Origin of the sequence: Pseudomonas sp. FSL W5-0203 (assembly GCF_001896155.1) — a bacterium.
Lineage (GTDB): Bacteria > Pseudomonadota > Gammaproteobacteria > Pseudomonadales > Pseudomonadaceae > Aquipseudomonas > Aquipseudomonas paracarnis.
Genome location: NZ_MPOR01000046.1, coordinates 20,372 through 39,035, shown reverse-complemented (window position 1 = coordinate 39,035; position 18,664 = coordinate 20,372). Strand labels below are relative to the sequence as shown.

At 55.0% G+C, this 18,664-nt stretch carries 15 protein-coding genes and 1 pseudogene; 11 read left to right on the top strand and 5 right to left on the bottom strand.

Translation table 11 applies throughout. From position 1 onward, the window contains the following. Positions 1-88 precede the first annotated feature (88 nt). The 5 genes from BOP96_RS25795 to mobI all read left to right on the top strand — a co-directional run bounded on the left by BOP96_RS25795 (position 89) and on the right by mobI (position 5,431). Entirely contained in the window at positions 89-1,552 is a 1,464-nt protein-coding gene (locus BOP96_RS25795) for a methyl-accepting chemotaxis protein (RefSeq protein WP_373420033.1), read from the top strand. A gap of 36 nt (positions 1,553-1,588) precedes the next feature. Next, positions 1,589-3,295 (top strand): putative bifunctional diguanylate cyclase/phosphodiesterase, encoded by a 1,707-nt coding sequence (locus BOP96_RS25790; protein ID WP_073454375.1) that lies wholly within the window; start codon positions 1,589-1,591, stop codon positions 3,293-3,295. A gap of 234 nt (positions 3,296-3,529) precedes the next feature. Further along, positions 3,530-3,799 carry a hypothetical protein gene (locus tag BOP96_RS25785; protein ID WP_012274344.1) on the top strand — a complete coding sequence of 90 codons (270 nt, stop codon included), beginning with the start codon at positions 3,530-3,532 and terminating at the stop codon, positions 3,797-3,799. Between the two features lie 178 nt (positions 3,800-3,977). Continuing rightward, positions 3,978-4,559 (top strand): hypothetical protein, encoded by a 582-nt coding sequence (locus BOP96_RS25780; protein ID WP_017735520.1) that lies wholly within the window; start codon positions 3,978-3,980, stop codon positions 4,557-4,559. 410 nt (positions 4,560-4,969) lie between these two features. Then, a complete protein-coding gene (gene mobI / locus BOP96_RS25775) occupies positions 4,970-5,431 on the top strand; it encodes a conjugative transfer protein MobI(A/C) (RefSeq protein ID WP_014754508.1) in 462 nt (153 codons plus the stop codon). Between the two features lie 369 nt (positions 5,432-5,800). On the opposite strand, the gene BOP96_RS25770 is transcribed toward mobI, so the two are convergent. Together BOP96_RS25770 and BOP96_RS25765 are read right to left on the bottom strand one after the other, a co-directional pair. Then, positions 5,801-6,166, bottom strand: a complete 366-nt coding sequence (locus BOP96_RS25770; RefSeq protein WP_017735521.1) for a hypothetical protein — start codon at positions 6,164-6,166, stop codon at positions 5,801-5,803. A gap of 548 nt (positions 6,167-6,714) precedes the next feature. After that, the gene (locus BOP96_RS25765; protein ID WP_017735522.1) at positions 6,715-7,689 is read right to left on the bottom strand and encodes a hypothetical protein; all 975 of its coding nucleotides are present in this window, start codon (positions 7,687-7,689) and stop codon (positions 6,715-6,717) included. Between the two features lie 226 nt (positions 7,690-7,915). On the opposite strand from BOP96_RS25765, the gene BOP96_RS25760 reads away from it, so the two are divergent. Together BOP96_RS25760 and BOP96_RS25755 are read left to right on the top strand one after the other, a co-directional pair. Continuing rightward, positions 7,916-8,476, top strand: coding sequence for a recombinase family protein (locus BOP96_RS25760; RefSeq protein ID WP_057390523.1), 561 nt, complete (start codon positions 7,916-7,918; stop codon positions 8,474-8,476). A gap of 142 nt (positions 8,477-8,618) precedes the next feature. Next, on the top strand, positions 8,619-9,452 hold the full coding sequence (locus BOP96_RS25755; RefSeq protein ID WP_073454373.1) for a hypothetical protein: 834 nt from the start codon (positions 8,619-8,621) through the stop codon (positions 9,450-9,452). A gap of 144 nt (positions 9,453-9,596) precedes the next feature. Here the strand turns inward: BOP96_RS25755 and BOP96_RS25750 are convergent, their stop codons facing one another. Together BOP96_RS25750 and BOP96_RS25745 are read right to left on the bottom strand one after the other, a co-directional pair. Beyond that, positions 9,597-10,652 carry an AAA family ATPase gene (locus tag BOP96_RS25750; RefSeq protein ID WP_073454371.1) on the bottom strand — a complete coding sequence of 352 codons (1,056 nt, stop codon included), beginning with the start codon at positions 10,650-10,652 and terminating at the stop codon, positions 9,597-9,599. After that, the gene (locus tag BOP96_RS25745) at positions 10,652-10,867 is read right to left on the bottom strand and encodes a helix-turn-helix transcriptional regulator (RefSeq protein WP_034133699.1); all 216 of its coding nucleotides are present in this window, start codon (positions 10,865-10,867) and stop codon (positions 10,652-10,654) included. Before BOP96_RS25745 ends, BOP96_RS25750 begins: the two co-directional genes overlap by 1 nt. Positions 10,868-11,563: 696 nt before the next feature. Here BOP96_RS25745 and BOP96_RS25740 point away from each other — a divergent pair. Together BOP96_RS25740 and BOP96_RS25735 are read left to right on the top strand one after the other, a co-directional pair. Further along, positions 11,564-13,981 (top strand): AAA family ATPase, encoded by a 2,418-nt coding sequence (locus BOP96_RS25740; RefSeq protein ID WP_073454369.1) that lies wholly within the window; start codon positions 11,564-11,566, stop codon positions 13,979-13,981. After that, complete coding sequence (locus tag BOP96_RS25735) at positions 13,978-15,900, top strand: UvrD-helicase domain-containing protein (RefSeq protein WP_057390525.1); 1,923 nt, start codon at positions 13,978-13,980, stop codon at positions 15,898-15,900. Before BOP96_RS25740 ends, BOP96_RS25735 begins: the two co-directional genes overlap by 4 nt. A gap of 335 nt (positions 15,901-16,235) precedes the next feature. Here the strand turns inward: BOP96_RS25735 and BOP96_RS25730 are convergent, their stop codons facing one another. Next, positions 16,236-17,462, bottom strand: coding sequence for a tyrosine-type recombinase/integrase (locus tag BOP96_RS25730; protein WP_057390526.1), 1,227 nt, complete (start codon positions 17,460-17,462; stop codon positions 16,236-16,238). A gap of 190 nt (positions 17,463-17,652) precedes the next feature. Between BOP96_RS25730 and BOP96_RS30675 the strand changes: the two are divergent. Together BOP96_RS30675 and BOP96_RS25725 are read left to right on the top strand one after the other, a co-directional pair. After that, positions 17,653-17,757 (top strand): annotated as a pseudogene (locus BOP96_RS30675) (glycosyltransferase family 2 protein); the annotation flags it as partial. Between the two features lie 6 nt (positions 17,758-17,763). After that, complete coding sequence (locus BOP96_RS25725) at positions 17,764-18,591, top strand: polysaccharide biosynthesis/export family protein (protein WP_073454368.1); 828 nt, start codon at positions 17,764-17,766, stop codon at positions 18,589-18,591. Positions 18,592-18,664 lie beyond the last annotated feature (73 nt).

The following is an 18,664-nucleotide window of genomic DNA, read 5'->3' as shown; positions in this document are numbered from 1 at the left end:
CGAGGTGATGGGAGAGGTCATGCAAAATTCCATGGCAATGCGGCATGATGCTCCGGCTTCAATTCAATAACCGTGTTGCACTCAGCTCCTGCAACCGCCGAGAATAAGTGGCTATTCTCGTGAAGAGTTGTTGGGCAGTCCGCACAATTTGGTTCGTCATCCCGACATGCCTCCAGCTGTTTTCGGGCTGATGTGGGGCTATCTGAAGGCTGGCAAAAGCTGGATGGGTATCATCAAGAATCGCTGCAAGAATGGTGACTTCTATTGGGTCAGTGCGTATGTGACACCTATTCTCGAAGATGGCCGCTTAACAGGCTACGAGTCCGTTAGAGTCAAGCCGACTCGGGAGCAAATTGATCGCGCACAAAAGCTGTATGACCGGTTGCGTGCAGGTAAAAATTCCATTCCCCAAAATCGTCATTATGCGGCATTCATGAGGAGGATGGTCTTACCTGCAACTGCGGCTGCGTTGGCAATAGGTGCGGCTAGCGTGCTGCCAAGCCTGGCAGCACAAGCGGTAACTGCCGTGCTCTTTCTCGTTACAGGATGGTGGTCCTATACGCGGCTGGAACATCAGTTGAGTCATATCATGAAATGCGCCCCTGACGCTTTTTCAGATCCGATTAGCGCCATCACTTACAGCGATACGTATGGCCCTTCAGCGCAGTTGGAAATGATATTGATTAGTGAGGATGCACGCCTTAAAACCGCACTGACTCGGCTAAGCGATCTGGCCAGCCAAGTGGCTGAAGCCGCTGCGCATTCCTCCTTACTCTCGAACCAAACTGAAAATGCCTTGCTGGAGCAGCGAGCGGAAACGGACATGACGGCAGCCGCCATGACGGAGATGGCGGCCTCAATCAACGAAGTGGCAGGGCATGTTCAAAAAACCGCCATGGAAGCGCAAGCAGCAAATGAACTGGCTGAACAAGGTGATAAAGTCGCCGGTACTTCCCGTGAGGCCATTCAGTTGCTGGCCAGTACCGTCACGAATATCAGCACTGCTGTGGATTACCTTGCCAATGAAACCCAGCAAATTATGGCTGCTGCGGGGGTGATTCAAGCCATTGCTGATCAAACCAACCTACTCGCTCTCAACGCTGCAATTGAAGCGGCTAGGGCTGGTGAGCAGGGTCGTGGTTTTGCGGTAGTAGCTGATGAAGTCCGGGCCTTGGCCGCTAAAACCCGCGTATCGACTCAACAAATTCAAAACGTCATTGAAACCCTTAAAAAAGGCGCAGATGAGGCTGTGAGCATTGCCAAACTCGGTATTCGCGAGGCCGACCACGGTGTACAGCAAGTTATAGAGGCGCAGTGTGCTCTCCAAGGCATTCGCGATGCTGTTGAACGGATCAGTGGTATGAGCCAGCAAATGGCAGCCGCTTCAGAAGAGCAGGCTAGTGTCGCTGAAGATATTGCTCGGCAGATTAATAACGTAGCGGGAACGGTTGAGAGAACAGCGAAGAATGCTAACTCCGCCGTGATTCGTGGCCGCGAACTTGAAAGTACATCCCGTGGTTTAAACTCGTTGGTTGAACGGTTCAACAGGTAGTGACCTTATGACTATTTTGGTGAATTAGGTTTATATATGAGTGCAAGATACCGTGCAGCGGTGGATGCGGCAGCTATTTTCTCGGAAACCGATAAATCCGGAATAATCACCTATGTCAATGAGCAGTTCTGTAATATTTCTGGCTATAGCGCACAGGAGTTGATTGGGCAAAACCACCGCATACTAAACTCAGGGCAGCATCCCCCTGAGTTCTTTATTGATATGTGGAAAAAAGTTTCACGTGGGCAGGTATGGAAAGGTGAAATTTGCAACCGTAAAAAGGATGGCAGCCTGTATTGGGTAGAGAGCACCATTGTACCCATGTACGATGATGCCAGCCAGCGGGTGCAGAAATACGTTTCCATTCGTTTCGATGTGACCGAAAAGCGGAAGTTTCTGGAAACCTTGCAATGGCAGGCTGAGCACGACGAGCTGACGGGTCTTCCAAATCGTTTTTTGCTGTCCAAAGCGCTTGATCAGGCTATTGTCAAAGCAAAGAGCCAGTCCAGCACGGTTGCCGTGGGCGTGCTTGATCTCGATGGGTTTAAGCAGATTAACGACCGCTATGGCCACGAGATAGGTGATCGTCTGTTAGTGGCGGTGGCTGATCGCCTGAAACATAGTATGCGTATCGAAGATACCGTAGCCCGTTTGGGAGGCGATGAGTTCGTGCTGATTTTGGGTGTGCGGGATCCCAAGGTGTTGGAAAGCGCCCTGCAGAGGCTTTTAGCTGCCCTTTCCGCCGTCTACATCATCGATGGCATAGGCATTAATATTTCCGCCAGTATCGGTGTGACGCTCTATCCAAACGATAATGAGAATGCCGATACACTGCTACGTCATGCCGATCAGGCTATGTATAAGGCTAAACAAAGTGGCCGTAACTGTTTCTATTTGTTTGATGTATCAAAAGATAAGATGGATAAATCAGCTTTTGATACCGTAATACGGGTTCGCCAAGCGTTACATGATGGTGAGTTATGCTTGCATTATCAACCAAAAATAAGTTTGAGCAGTGGGGCAGTGATTGGTTTTGAAGCACTATTGCGTTGGCAGCATCCGCGAGATGGACTTATATTACCGCAGTATTTTATACCGTTGATTGAGCAGAGCGATCTGATCGTGGAGATCGGCGAGTGGGTCATAGATCAGGCGCTCAGTCAAATAGAACAATGGGCGGACTTGGGTCATTCGTGGTCTGTGAGTGTAAACATTGCAGCATTACATTTGAAAAAAGAAAACTTTGTAAAGTCCCTAAATTTTTTGCTGGACAGCCACCCTAATGTTTTGCCGCAGATGTTGGATATTGAGATTACCGAATCAGTGGTGATAGAACACTTATCACATGTCACTCAGTGCCTCATTGCTTGCCAGGATCTGGGTGTGACATTTTCGTTGGACGACTTTGGAACCGGGTATTCATCGCTGAGCTACCTTAAACAACTGCCCACGCAGTCAATCAAGATAGACAAATCTTTTATACGCGACATACTCATCGATAAAGACAGCTTGGGGCTGACTAAGGCGATCATCGGCCTAGCGAAATCGTTTAACCGCGAGGTTATTGCTGAAGGGGTGGAAACGGTTGAGCACGGAGTGTTGCTGATGAACCTAGGTTGTGATGTAGCGCAAGGCTATGGTATTGCGAAACCCATGCCGGTAGAAAAAGTGCCATCTTGGGTGGCGAAGTTTGTCCCTGCTCATTTATCTAGAGGGGTAATAGATAAACCGCACCGTCCATGAACTGATTGCGTCGTCGCAACCTAGTGGATTGAGCGGTTAATTCATTTATCCACCGGTAACGATATACTGTGCGTCCAATGCCATGGATTGGTTATGCGCATGGCTCGACCGACTTTCCCCATTCGCTCGAAATATATTTTTTATGATACACTATCCCAGCTGTTTTTTTCTGGAACAATGAAATAATTAATATTATCATAAACAACAAATCGATAATAATAAAGAGGATCATATATGTCGGATCAAGAGTTAATACTAGAGCAACTCCGTAACGTGAATTATGATAAGTTAAGCAAACAAGATATCGTAACAATGCTAAATGCAGGGGAACAGACTCTAGAAAATATGGCAGCATCAAGAAAAACTGCCATTGATATAATAGCAGAGGCAATGAACCAAACAAAGAATACGCTTGAGGCACTTGATTATTCTGGAAAGGTAGAAGCTGAAATCAGGAAAAATCTCAGCATACTGAGAGAGCTACTGATGACTGGCGATCTATAGCCCCCTAGACTGGGCTAGATTATGGGCTTTGTTGCATGAGGGTCCTGCAGTTGACAGCGCACCTCCTCCTGGAGCAGAAGTGTCAGGCTCTGTGGCATCCCCGGCAGCAAACAGTTCCCAGAAAGCAATTCCGAGCCAGGCAGAGCCAGCTATTACGCCAGCAGTGATAGGTGTTGAGATGCCCGTCATTTCCGGCTGGTACACGTTCTGCCCTACCGCGGCTGACCAAGGTAGCCCAAAACTTCTGGATCTCCTTTATGACGTGCGAGCGAATGCCGGCAAAGTGGCCTTCTTCGACATACAGGTGGACATCGACTGCGTGTTGGGTAGGCAGCCGGACTATGATGCTGCGTTCAGTAGGCTCGAGGACGCGGACGAGGTAATTTACCTCTTGCGCGTGCCCCTAGTAATGGACGGCGATCCTGTCACGCCCCGGCAATGGATTAGCGGCAAGCGCGATCCCTCCGTTCTGCGTACCATGTATAGCGACAATGGTTCCGCGATAGCGATACACAATGGGAACGACAGTCGTAATCCCCTGTCACGTTTCCAGCCCCATGTTGAGGGAAGCAACGACATCCTCTTCGGGCCCTATGCGATAAAGGAAAGCTCCGACGACGATGCCATCACGTTCGATCTGAACGCTTCGTTTCTTGACAGTGCCGCTCTGCAGCAGGCGACCATTATCGCGGAAGAACTCCGTGCTACCCGTGCGCTGCCTACGACTTTGCATTCGCCAGTCGGGAAAGGCGGGTCATAACCGTTTTTGTTTTGCGCAACTGCCATTCTGCTTGTGGTTGGGAATGTTTGCGAACCAACACCGCAATGTTCGAAGCGCGAGCGGTAAAGATCCGGCTTGGGGCGGAAGCCGTCGATCAGAAGGATCAGCTCTTGGCCATTGCCTGCTTATCGTCACTTTGGCATTCGTTGATTCTGTTCAATCTCGAGCCAGGGCATCCGTCGTCGTCTGTTGTGCATCCTTTGCACGTAATGTTGCTGTACGTCTGCAATGTCGTCATCTGCCGCCCATCTAACGCGCGGCAGAGCGGCAGCGGTGCATTGCCAACTCCGCTTCCGTAAATTTCTGACGGTAAAATCGCCTGAAAGCGAATTTTTGATACCGGATGAGATGCCACCATTTGGGCTCTAGAAGCAGTTGGAGCCTTGGCCATGAGCAAAGAACCGCAAGCGATAGTCGCCTTGCTGGATCAGCAATATGAGCAGTTGTTGGTGGACGCGAGACGCCTGGTAACAAGCTATGTGGATGCGTCCATGAAGCTGTACAAAAAGACTGGGGCCAGATCTGTTGTAGCTGCCGTGTCAATCAAGCAAACGAGCCCGAATGCGTACTCGATCTACTGGTGCAAACTGGTGCCACTGCATGGGCAAAAAAACAAATTCGCGCCCCTTACTATTGCCAAGGGCAATGGCAAACACAAATACCCGGCTTCCTCGTTCGAGTTTGTTAAATACCCTTACCGCCGCCTGGTTTTGCAGGTTGAGGAGCGTCTTGCTGAGATTCGTAGCATTGCCAGCGAGAATCGTCAGCTGCGTCGGACGTTGGTCGCTTATGAAAAGAAACTGTCTAGATACCAAGCGCTTGATCATGGCGGTCTCTATTCGGGAGAGTAGAGGCTGAGTGCCTATAAGCAGTGCCGAACGGATCTGAACCGATTTTAGCGTCCGAAAGCCCCGTGCAGCATGGTCTGACGGGGCTTTCTTGTATCAGCAGTGAATTCCTGTGCGACATGTTGCAGCGCTTGAGTAGGTTACGGGCTATAAGCAGTGTAGTGCGCTAAATCTACTCGCTGCCAGCCAGCAGGCCAGTGCATGCGGGGTTCAAAGGCTATATTTGCTATTAGCAGTGATGCGTACGTCCAAGGCTGCTGGCCAACTGCGATCTGTATTAGCAGTGAGAGGCTTCACTTTCATAAAATAAACATTGGTAGGTGCCGGTCTAGCTGGTACCTGTGTCGCGCAGCGGATGGCGGCGGTGATGCGCTACCCTTCACTGCATCGCTGCTGTTCGAATGCAATGCGGTTCATTACGCAGATGGGGATGGGGTAGCCCTGGATGTGGGTCGTGAGAGCCTCGCTGCCGGCGATCACCATGATGCAGGAGAGGCCTCTGCGGAAGCGCATTCCTCGTCCCGAGTAATTGCGCGGGATGATCTCCCATGATTCGTCGTCGTAGTAAAAACCAACGATTTCTGACCAGTGCGATTGGACGCCCGCGCCCATGATGCCTACTGGTGTCAGGCAGAAAATTTCTACCTGGGTTTCCTGCCCAAGAGGTACGGCGTAAACCCGACCGTTTGGTGCAATGGGTGGGAAGTACTGCCCGTTACCGAGGTGGCGAAATTCCATGGTGGTGCTCCGGATAGATGAGGTCGCTAGACACTCTCCGGTAGTTTTAGGAAAACCCAAGATCAGATGTTGTCTGCGAGTCGGCGCACGGGTTATGGCGTACCGGGCAAGCTAATTCGCCACATCGAGAAGCGAGCATGCCGTTGATCTAAGCGCTTCGGCGCTCCGGTCATTTTCGCATTGACGCGGCAACTGACTACCCAGCCAAGGTCATCGCTGATCTCATGGACTTGGGTGGCAAATATTGCGTATCGCAGTAGTGATGCCTTGCAGGTGGATTCGGGTAGGCGCCCGCTGCCGATGAAAAGGCAGCGGACAGTTTGTTACAGGTATCTGGTCATACCGCTGAAGACTCAATCGTCGCCACGCTTCTTGTCCAGATACGCTGCGACCATGTAGCCAACAGCACCTGTGATGGTGAGCGCACTGATGACCGCAAGTACCGCATATACCAACAATTCAAAACGATCCACGCCCTGACTCCTTTGACTCGAAGTAAGCCAAGTTTAAGGGCGTCTGATCTAATCCCAAATCTGCTGCGTAGTGCCTTAGCGGCTGGTACCGGCTGCTTCCTTCAGTAGGGTGGCTCGGGCACCGACGTATGCATCAGTTTCCCAGATACGTAAATTTCCGAGCTCGTAGGCGACGTGATCCCGCGCCTCTAGATCCTCGTCGTGGGGAGCGTTTCCCCCAAGAATCGGAGCTTTATGATCGGCCCATTGTTCGTAGAGCTCGCAGGCATACGCTGAGCGGCAATCATCAAAATTTAACCCATGAGCAAGCAAAAGCTCCTTAGCTGCAGGTAGGCTGTTTTGCCGCCATATCCGCCATGCTTCTTGTCTTGGATGGTGACAGTGCCGCACACCTTGAACTGCCGAGGCCGTTTCCAAAACGGCGATCTGCTTGCCCCCTGAGATATTAATTTTGCGGTGATCGTATGGATCTTCGCTGCCGTTACTTACCGAATGATATCCGTCTGCTTTGGCGTCATTCAGAGCTATTCGGGCATCGAAGAAAAACGCTTCACGCAGCGAAATGCCCAGATACCGTACTAACATAATCACCACCGCCAGGTGCTCAGAGAGGCGAGTTTGAACGTCTTCTACAGCTGCCTCGAACCTCGCTTGATCAAGGCTGCGCGGGACGGTAATCCGTGCATGGTTAGGAAAGCCAATACGGTCGCCAACGTCAGCTGTCGCGACTTTCCAGCCACCATCGGTTGCAAGGGCCATTACTGAATACACGGTCTCAAGCAAGTTCGCCGCGCCTTGCTGCGAGAGATTCCCGTGGTACACCTGGATACAGAGTTCTTCGCCGTATTGCCGCACCAGTTTTTTATTGACGAGCTCCAGGATGTCCACCTCATGAGACTCCTTGGCGTAAATACTAAACTGGGCCCACTGCTGGTCGTGGATCATTGCCTCGTGTTGGCTGAGGAGGCCGCGCCGGACTGCCTCCCTGAGGATCGCCGAACCGGCCTTGCTCAAGTCCCGATCAAAATGTAGGTGGAAACTCTGCTTCATGGTCATTCCTCCAATCAGCTCAGGTGCTGAGCTGCTGTAGGGAATGTTGAGGAAGAAAAAATATCCTGTGGTTCGTTTTCGGTCGCTTTCAGCACCTGAAATTGACGAGCGCATCCGTCCCGTAAACGGTCGTTGACGGCACACATATTCCAGCTGATCTTTTGGACTTGGGATTTACCGCTTTCCTGTCACTTTTCCTGTACCGAAATCAGTGAGAGAAAAACGTATGGGAAAGCGGATTGGATATGCCCGAGTGTCGACTGATGATCAGAACCTCGACCTGCAGCGAGATGCACTTGCTCTGGCTGGGTGCTCAACAGTCTACGAGGAGACCATGAGCGGCAAGTCGGCGGACAGGCCGGAGCTGGGGCATTGCCTTAAAGCTCTGCGTAATGGTGACACTCTGGTTGTCTGGCGACTGGACCGCCTCGGTCGCTCTTTGCCTGACTTGGTTGGGATTGTCAGTAGCTTGGAGCAGGAAGAGGTGGCCTTCGAATCCATAACCGAACGAATCGAAACCACCAGCGCTGCCGGCAAGCTAATCTTTCACGTGTTCGCTGCCCTGGCTGAGTTTGAGCGCAACCTCATTCGAGAACGAACTCGTGCAGGACTGGCTGCGGCTCGTGCCCGTGGGAGAAAAGGTGGACGCAAGCCTGCGCTGGATGATCGTCAGGTGCGTGAGATACGGGCTCTTCTCAGAGATCCTGAGATACAGGTAACCGATGTTGCCCGACGGTATGGCGTTTCTCGAACAACGCTTTACCGCTACGTCGGTTCGCCGAAATGATCTGCGGTCGTTTGCGTGGTGGTGGTATTTTCCGCTGAAGTTGGCCAGATAATTTTTGGGCGCTATGACCTAGCAGGCAAGTGAAGGATGTCTCCGGCGTACTACGTGTGCCGGACTACCACTGAATAAGTAGGGAGTTTTCATGTCGACGCTTTTTTCTGTGAAGGGATGCGTTGGTACCTTGCTGTTGGTTGCGCTGGTTGGTTGCTCCAGTACCCCGAAGGTCACGTTGCCAGAACCAAAAGATGTTCCTCGCGAGAAATGGTCCGATGCCATGCTGGTTCTGGAAGCCATGCGCATCGATGGTCAGCGCGATATTCCAAGTGAAATGGTTGGGAATGAAGCAGATAACCTGAGCGCGCCGCGGTCTTCGGGAGGCTCTGGAGGTCTAGCGACGGCAGGTTTGGGATACGTGTCACCTCCAACTGGTTTTAGCAGCGCAGGAGCAGCCTCTCTTGGCATCGGGTTGTTCTTGCTGGGTGGTGGCAGCGCTGGCCCTGTCTATCATTACCAGGTTGCTGCGTGGGTGCCTGAGGAACTCGCGTCTAACCCAAAGGAGGCATCTGCGTTGGTCAGGTCGGCCTGGCTTGATGCGAGAGAAAAATACTTCGGTGGGAAAATCTCAAAGTTGCGTCATGAGCCGGCTAAGTACGCTGACGGATCAGGCAAGAAATACGACAGGCTTGCAGATTTGGCTGCTGGGAACCCTGCACCGTTCGACGCTCCGGCGAGCGCTGCGCCAGCATTCATTTCGGCCGAGAAAGCCTACGGCCCGATTTTCCTGACCGATCCCTCAGGCGAACTATTTGCTGACGCTAGCAGAGCTGATAAGGACGGCATGGATGCGCTGGCGGGTATTGCTCGTCACCTGCCCGAATGGATGTATGCATACTATCCTGGACGGAATTGGCCTAAGGACTTCCGACCTGCCGCTATTTACAACAAGAACGGCAATCTCTATTTCATTGGGAAGTAGTTCGTGGTCGACCTGTGCGCCTGGCGTGCCGGGGTTTTATCTGCGGAATCAGTCATACAGACTCTCTCGCGAGTCGAAGGCGTTCAATAAAAACGAAGGTGCTCAACACAAGTATTGAGCACCTTCGACGTGCGTTGAGCGCCTTCAGGGAGCGGTGGGAAGCTCCCATGCCCATCCGCCCTGCATACCTGTTTTGTGTGAACGTATACCTAGCTGTTTCTGGGCTCTGCGAAGTGACGCCGGAGAAATGCAACGTTCTTCAGCTAAACCCATCAACTCATTGATTGCAACAGGCCCAGCTTGCAACGTCTCCTCAAGAAAGCTGCGCGCTTCTTGAGTAGCTGATGCGGGTCTGGCGTCACCCGTTTGCTCGATAGCAGCGAGAATGGCTTCAGCGCTACCGTCGATGGCCTCTCCCCATCGGATCCAGGTTGTCTCCAACTGCTCGTCTATAACGATGGGCTCAACGAAATACTCGATTCCTCCGTTATCAATCGAAACGTTGGACTTGGCTCGGACAAGCACCCTGGCTTCTGAATTTTGATCCTTCTCTGCCACCAGTACAGTGCGAGCGAGCGCGGAGAATGCCTGGCTGCCGATTACACGATTAGCGGCGGAAGACTGGGCCGTACCTTTGTTCAGGTGAGATATGCCGAGGACAGCGCAACAATGCCGCTCTGCAAAATCCACTACCATTTGTAGCCCTTGCCGAACCTCGTTTGCTCGGTGCATATCCCCACGAATAAGATTGATCAGTGGATCGAAAATCAGCAATGAAACGCCGTCAATCCGTGCGGCTGCCTCATTCAAAAGGGCAAAGTTGGCTGCAGGATCAAACTGTCGCCTGTTCCCACGCTGATCACTTAGCCCTTCGATTATGTGCACGCGGGTTAGGTCTGCATCTGCAGCCCTAAGGCGGGGAATGATCGTGTCAGCGATACCATCCTCGCCGCTCCAGATTACGATGTTGCCTGCTGCCTCACATTTGCTGCCGTCTGGCCAGTCACCACCTCTGCTGAGCGTGGCGGCCAGCGAGATTGCCAGCGTGGTTTTGCCGCATCCACCTGCGCCGGCAAGAATGGATAACTTTGCCTTTGGCAGCCAGCCTGGCCAAATCCACTGGATTTTTTCCGCTGGAATATCGACCGCTGCTGTGAGTTCTATCATCCAGCCCGGTTGTTGAGGTGTTCGGCGCTGCATTACAGCGCCTCCCTTTGCCGAATCCAAGCCTGGACTTCGCTATTACGCCAACCGACGCTGGAGCCGCACAAAAGGCGCTGTCGCGGGAAAAGGCCTTCCGATATTTTCCGATAGATCGTTGAACGTTTTAGGCCGACGATTGCTTCGACATCGCGCAAACGAAGAATCTTGTCATCGTCGCCGACGTCGTCAAAGTTGCTAACGTGCATTGCCATAGGTTTTGAGTCCTAGGTTCTGGAGCGTGGGGCAGCGTCCTCCGGCACTACTGCTAAAAAGGGTAAAAAGACGGATATCGGCTGGCTATATAGCGAGCAGGGGCATTTGCCACACGCATAGGTATATGCGCGTTTCCGAGATTTATGGTCGGTAGCGTCGGAGGTCGTTGTGGGCTACAGAAGTTCTAGGGCACTAAGGCTTCTAGGGGCAGAACGGACTGCGAGTGTTCTGACCAGATACGCAAATCAGCCAATGGCAGCTGATGCGGCCCGTTCAGCGGATGCGAACGAGGCGAAAGTTTTTTAACGTCGTTACCAGAGCGACGTGGCGGACCGTTGCGGATCGATAGGGATCGCTTGGGACGGGCAATTTTTAACATGAGAGTGCCGGGCTGGCAATCAGCAGATTCTCTGCCTTGGTTGGGAAAGGGTGGCCCAACCAAGGCAGTAGTTAGCTGGCTGATAGGCGCTCTATCGGGCTCAACTAGCCATCTGTGCCGATATCGAGTTTGGCAGGGTCTTGACGATTTTCTGGCGCTCTCAGCATGGCGTGCGCTACATAAGTCACGTCTCGGCATCCGCACATATATGCTGTTAGATTCAGCAAGTGGAAAAAAGCGCGAGCGCTCAAAGGAAAGCTGCCGGCCTACGTGCTCAGCACCAAGCTGTCCCGGCAACACTTAGGAAGAGGTGATTATGAAGCTACAGGCATATCGGCTGCAGAACTATCGCCGACTGCGCGACGTCGTCATTGAGCTTGACGACGAGATTTCCATCTTCGTTGGCGCTAACAACAGCGGGAAGACGTCTGCCGTACAAGGCTTGTACTCGATGCTCCGTGGCGAAGCGAAAAAGTTCGAACTCTTCGACTTCAGCGCGGCGCTGTGGGCCGAGATCGACGCCATCGGCAGGACGCCTCCAGGCGATGAGGACGCGCCCAAGATGTTGCCGTCCATTCTTTTGGATCTCTGGTTTCGCGTCGGTGAAGACGACCTCGCCACTGCAATGTCGCTTCTGCCGAGCACGGAGTGGGACGGCAAGTGCGTCGGGATCCGGGTGGCGTTCGAGCCTCGGGACGCCCATGCGCTCGTCCGGAGATTCCATGAACTGCATGAGAAGGCCAACAACGCGGCGATCGCGCTGGCGGCCAGGCGCGTTGCAGCCAGGGAGTCTGCCGTGGAGGCGGGCGCGGAAGATGCGGCTGCAGTGGTAACGGACCACGGCGAGTACAAGCCCTGGCCGGAAAGCCTGACGAAGTACCTCACCAAGGAGCTGAGTAAGGAATACACGTTCCGCTACTACGTGCTCGATGAGCGCGCATTTGTCGGCTATCAGGCAAAGGAGGCCGACTACGAGCCGCTGCCTCTAGGCAAGGAGCCGGGTGGCGCGGCCATTCTCAAGTCTCTGGTTAGGGTGGACTTCCTGCGTGCGCAGCGGCACCTCGATGACCCGGATGCTGGAAGCTCTGACCGCGCCGAGAGCCTGTCGCGGCGTCTGAGCCGTTTCTATCACCGCAACCTGGAGAAACGTGGCGACGACCATGCGGCGCTCAAAGCGCTCGATACCTCGGAAAAAGAACTGAACTTCCACCTGGAGGAAGTCTTCAGCGACACCCTCAAGCGCCTCGCCAAACTCGGCTATCCGGGTGTCAACAACCCCGAGATCGTGATTCGTGCAGCCTTGGACCCGACCACCGTCCTGGGGCAGGATGCCAAGGTCCACTACGTGGTTCCGGGCGCGGTCACCGCGCAACTTCCCGACAGCTACAACGGCCTGGGGTTCAAGAATCTAGTCTATATGGTGGTTGAACTCCTCGACCTGCACGAGCAGTGGAAAGCCGAGGAAGACAAACGGGCGCCGCTGCATCTGATCTTCATTGAAGAGCCTGAGGCGCATCTGCATGCTCAGATCCAGCAGGTCTTCATCAGGAACGTTTTGCGCCTCCTTGAGGATGCCAACGATCACGCGACGTTTTTCCACACGCAGCTCGTTGTCACCACGCACTCCCCACACATCCTCTATGAGCGCGGGTTCTCTCCCATCAGATATTTCCGCCGTGCCAGTGACCAACTGGACCATCACACTGAGGTAAGGAATCTTTCCCTTTTCAAGACGGGCGCGGCCGACGCTCCAGCGCGCGAATTCCTGCAGCGGTATCTGAAACTGACACACTGCGATCTCTTCTTTTCCGATGCGGTCATCTTGGTGGAAGGCAATGTCGAGCGCCTACTCTTGCCTGCCATGATCGAGTCGGCGGCCAAGCGCCTGCGTTCCTCCGCCCTGACCATCCTTGAAGTCGGTGGCGCGTTCGCGCATCGGTTCCAGGAATTGATCGCCTTCGTTGGACTCACGACGCTGGTCATCACGGATCTAGACAGCGTGGCGGTCAAGGCGGATGCCGAGGATGCCGCCGAGCAAGACGCAGGAGCTGGCGGCGCCGTCGACGGAGATAACGAGGACGACGACCTGAAGCCCTTCGAGCTCGAAGACGATGACGAAGCAGAACCGGGCGGCAAGAAGAAGTCCAAGAAGCGTGGCAGCACCTGCCATGCGCACGTAGAGGGTGCCGTCACGTCCAACCAAACCCTCATCAGCTGGATCCCGAAGAAGCGGTCGGTGGCCGAACTCTGGGAAGTCGCGTCGGAGCAAAAGACGCTGCCGCTGGCCGAGGGGTCCAGCGCTGAGGTTAGGGTGGCCTATCAGACCAAGGTTTTGGTGACGGTGGGGACCACGACCTCGCAGCTCTGCGGCCGTACGCTTGAGGAGGCCTTCGGTCTTGAGAACTCCGACTGGTGCCAAGCTGAGGCCAACCGGGCGGTCGGACTCAAGCTGAAGCGCGCACCAAACACCCCTGAGGAACTGGCTGAGAAGTTGCACAAAAGGGTGATCGGCAAGAATTTCGACAAGACTCGCTTTGCGCTGGAGGTCCTCGCAAGCGGACCGCTCAATTCCTGGAAGGTCCCCGCGTACATCGCCGAGGGCTTAGCCTGGCTCGAAGCTAAAGTGGCCCACGAGATTGAGGCGGACGTGGCCATCGCCACCGAGGTCGCGACGATTGAGCCGACTGCGGCCGGTGTTGTCGCCGTCGTTGCTAATGTGGGGCAGAGGGCATGAGTAGGCGAATCGATAGTCCGGACACCGACGCCGACCTCGAGATCCATGCGTGCATTGCCGCGAAGCCCCCGCAGCCCTTCGTGGTCCGCGCCGGCGCAGGTTCCGGCAAGACCACATCTCTTATCAAGGCGCTGGACTGGGTGATGTCGGAGCACGGCGCCAGCATGCGGGCGAAAAGGCAGAAGGTCGCCTGCATCACATATACCGACCTCGCCGTCAAAGAAATCTTGGCGGACGTTAACGACGACCCGCTGGTTCATGTCTCGACCATCCACAGCTTCTACTGGTCTATTACCAAGACGTTTCAGGCGGACATCAAGGTTTGGCTACAGAACGACATCCGCAGGCGGATCTCCGAGCTTGAAGAAGAGTTCAAGAACTACAGCTCGCGTGTTCGACAGACCACGCGCGATAGGAACAAGGCTGATCAGGATCGTTATGCCCGAAACCTGGAGGCTGTGGCTGGCGTTAAGACTTTCAATTACGGCGTAGGCAGTGACTACGCGAAGGGCATCCTCGGCCACGAGGACATCCTTCAGCTCACCGACTTCCTGCTGCAAAACCGCCCGCTGTTCCGACGGCTCGTGGCGCTGAACTATCCGTTCGTGTTCATCGACGAGAGTCAGGACACGTTCCCAGGGGTGGTGAAGTCCTTCAAGGAAGTGGAAACCCAGATGCGGGACAAGTTCTGCCTCGGGTTTTTTGGCGACCCAATGCAGTCGATCTTCATGAGAGGCGCAGGGGACATCCCACTCGAAGACCATTGGCGGTCCATCATGAAGCCGGAGAACTTTCGCTGCGCCAAGCAGATCCTTGACGTTGCCAACGCCGTACGCGCGCAGGGCGACGGCATGGAGCAAGTCCGCGGGCTGCACGAGAGGGTCGATGGGGCCCTCCAGCCGGTAGAGGGCTCGGCCCGGATGTTTGTCCTGCCGAACACGCTGAACCGAACAGAGACCCTGGCAAGAGTCAGGGCGTGGAGCGCGGCGACAACCAGCGACGAGGGTTGGACGACCCCAGACATCGCGGTCAAGATTCTCGTCATCGTGCACCGCATGGCCGCAAACCGGCTCGGCTTCGGCGGCATCTACTCGGCGCTGAACGACAAGACGTCGGAGTCCATGAAGCAAGGGATGCAGGATGGCACCGGCTGGCCCGTTCGACCTTTCCTAGGTTTCGCGCTGCCGATCGTTGCAGCGATGAAGGCCGGCAACGAGTTCGCAGCGATGAACCTGCTCCGGGAATTCAGCCCGCGCCTGGCGCCTTATGCCCTGACCGGTCGCCGTGCCGTAGATGTACTGCGAGAGCTGCATGCCGCCGTTTTGAAACTCGTCGCCATGCTCGATGATCCTGGCAACACCATTGGGGACATTGCCCTCCATCTTCGCGATGCGGGCCTATTCGAGTTCGACGAGCGTTATGGCCGGGCGCTTGGGTTCATCGGAGATGTTGCCGACGCAGCTCAGGAGGCCGAGGCAGCTCCGGCCGAAGGGCGATCCTCCGACGCAGCAATGGTCAAGTTCTTCAAGTGCACTGCACAAGAACTTCGGCCCTACGAACGCTATGTCTCAGAAGGCTCCCCCTATGCCACCCAGCACGGCGTGAAGGGCGCCCAATTCGACCGCGTCATCGTCGTGATGGACGAGGAGGAGAGCGACTACCGAACCTACAACTACGAGCGGGTCTTCGCCAGCGCTGATGCCCGTGCTGCAGATCGTGCACGAGCCCAGGACGGAGATGAAAACACCTGGAGTCGAACGCTGCGACTGCTTTACGTCTGTTGCACTCGCGCCCAGCGGGGGCTGGTGCTAACGTTCTTTGTCGCCGACCCGGCGACCACCCTGGAAAACGTCGTGGCGAGCGGGATCTTGCCGCGAAGCGCAGTCTTTACGCAGGAAGTATTAGCTGGATGGCCATAGGCGAACGATTGCCTGACCTATTTGAAGCAAGAGCCGAGCGGCAGGCTCCCACGGTGCCAAGCGTAGCTATCGGGCGGTAAGTCTGATGGTGTGAGCGACTGCAATCGCTGCATGGCAGTCGTTCATGGGCACCTCTTGAGCGACCGCTTAGGCCATCTGCTGTCCCTGAGCAGCTGCATGGGGTGACTGCTCCGCTCAGATACCTGTCGTTGAAGCAACGTTGGCTCGAACGGCCTGACTTGGTGGCGGATTCATTCGTGAATGACTGGTTTCGCCCCGTAGCCATGCGAGCGATTGGTCAGATCGAATGCAAATGACTGGTCAAGTCCATGCAGTTACTCGCGCACGAGCGCGTATTCAGTTTTTATCGAGTCCAAATAGTCGGCCCATGTCTGCATCATTTCGCGCCGCTCTGGCAGAAATGAGGTTCGATCGTACGCACGTCCCAGCGGATTTTTTACCGTGTGAGCAAGCTGATGTTCTAGGAGATCGGGGCGAAACCCCAACACTTCAGCACCGATGGTTCTCGCTGTCGCACGAAAGCCATGCCCTGTCATTTCGTCGCCGCTGATGTCCATGCGGCGCAACGCGCTGAGGACGGCATTGTTGGACATCGGTCGGTCGCCTCCTCGGGCAGAGGGAAAGGCGTATCGGTGTCTGCCAGTGAGTGGTTTCAGCTCGCGCAGAACCGCGATTGCTTGTTGGCTGAGTGGGACCAGATGATCCGGGCGATCCTGTTTGGTGACAGTGAGCCCTTTCATCTTGTGGCCGGGAATCAACCACTCGCCAGCATCCAGGTTGACCTCTGACCACTCCATGTGGCGCAGGTCGCCAGGCCGGCAGAACAGCAACGGGGCCAGTTTGAGTGCACAACAAACGGGCAGTGTTCCCGTGTAGCTATCCAGTGCTTTGAGCAGTGCGCCGAGTTTTTCAGGGTCGGTCACGGCGGCAAAGTGTTTCACCCGCTTGGCTGGGAGCGTACGAGAAAGGTTACCAATCTGGTTGGGTGGGGTGATTCCGGCCGCTTCGGCGAACTCGAAAATCTGTTTGTAGATTTGGGCTACACGACGCGCCGTCTCACGAGCACCGCGCTTGATGATGCGCTGGAGGTTTTCGACCAGCATGGGCGTGCTGATGCTGCTGATCGGGAGTTTTCCCAGCCAGGGGAAGGCATTGAGCTCAAGGCGCTGCCGCACCGTGCGGGTGTACTCCGGATCCCAGGATGATTCGCGAATGGTGAGCCATTGCTTAGCAACGGACTCAAAGGTGTGCTGGTGATCGAGCTGGCTGACCACCTTGGCCATACGTCTTTGCAGCGAAGGGTCTTGGCCGTCTGCAAGCTGAACACGAGCGTCATCACGTTTGCGACGGGCCTCCTGCAGGCCGACCTCGGGGTAAACGCCAAGGGCCAGGCGTTTTTCTTTTCCAAGAAAGCGGTACTTCAAGCGCCAGTAACGGCCTCCGTTGGGCTGCACTTCCAGGTACAAACCTTGTTCGTCGTAGAGACGGTATGGCTTGTCCTGGGGCTTGGCGTTGCGGCAGTTGGTGTCTTTCAGGGGCATTGGGGGCACATCCTCTCCGAGCGAGCTGATGAGCGTTTTATGCCCCCATATATGCCCCCGTCAACCGCGGGATGCCCTGGGATTAGGTGGGAAAACGTGGGCAATAAAAAAGCCGTAAAGCTTTGATTTCTCTAGGCTTTACGGCTTTTCTGGGTCTTCCTGGGTCTTCCTGGGAAGAAAATTGGTGGAGCGCAGTGCCTTTAAATTGCTGGGCTATCGCCTCGGCCACCTTGAACGCCACCTGCCCAACGCGCTTAAACGGCGCCTGGGCATGTTTTCCACCTACTGGACTTGAGCCGTCATGAAGACTATCAACCGACGTTTCCGTCTTACCCTGCTCGGCCTCTTGAGTGCCTCAATCTGGCTGGCTGGTTGTTCGACCCCCGCGCGGGTGCCGCTTCCTGATAACGACACGCTCAAGGCCGGCCATCAAGCGGCGCTGACCCTGGGTGACCTGCCGCCCCCGCAGGTGTTGATCCAGAGCGGCGACTCGCTGCGGATCGTGCGTGATGCCCAGGAGCCGGCGGCGGCCGATGACATGACGATATTTGTGGTGCGCCCTGACGGCGTGATCTCGGTGCCCAACATTGGCCGAGTCAAGGCGGCCTTGCGCACGCCCGAAGACCTGGGCAAGGAGATCACCGAGAAGTACAAGCGCATCTACCGCGAACCTGCGGTGACGGTGAACATCGCCAGCGCACCGAGCAACAAGGTGTTTATCGGCGGTGCGGTGTCCAACCCGGCGTTTTTCGACCTGGCCGGCAACGTCAGCGTCGAGCAGGCGCTGCTCAGCTCCGGTGGTGTATTGCCCTCAGCAGATGCCTCCAACGTAGCCTTGCTGCGCACTGGCCCCGATGGCAAGTACAGGACGTACTTCATCAGCCTGGAGAGCATGCTGACCAACCCCAATCACCCGCGGGTGGCGTTGCAGCGCGGCGATTTGATCTTTGTGCCGCAGTCGGGCATCGGCGCGACGGTGGAGGCTGTGGATATGTACTTCACGCGGCTGTTTCCGATCAACAAGGGGATTGGCGTGGGCTTTAACTACGACCTCAACGATAGCGGCGTGAAGAACAGCGGGAACACGACCACCAACATCGAAAAAATCAATATTCCTGGGGTGCCATAGCAATGGAACGCGTCTCTGGTAACTCGATGTATGCGCCTGCTACGTATCTTCATCTCCTCATCAATGGAGTGAT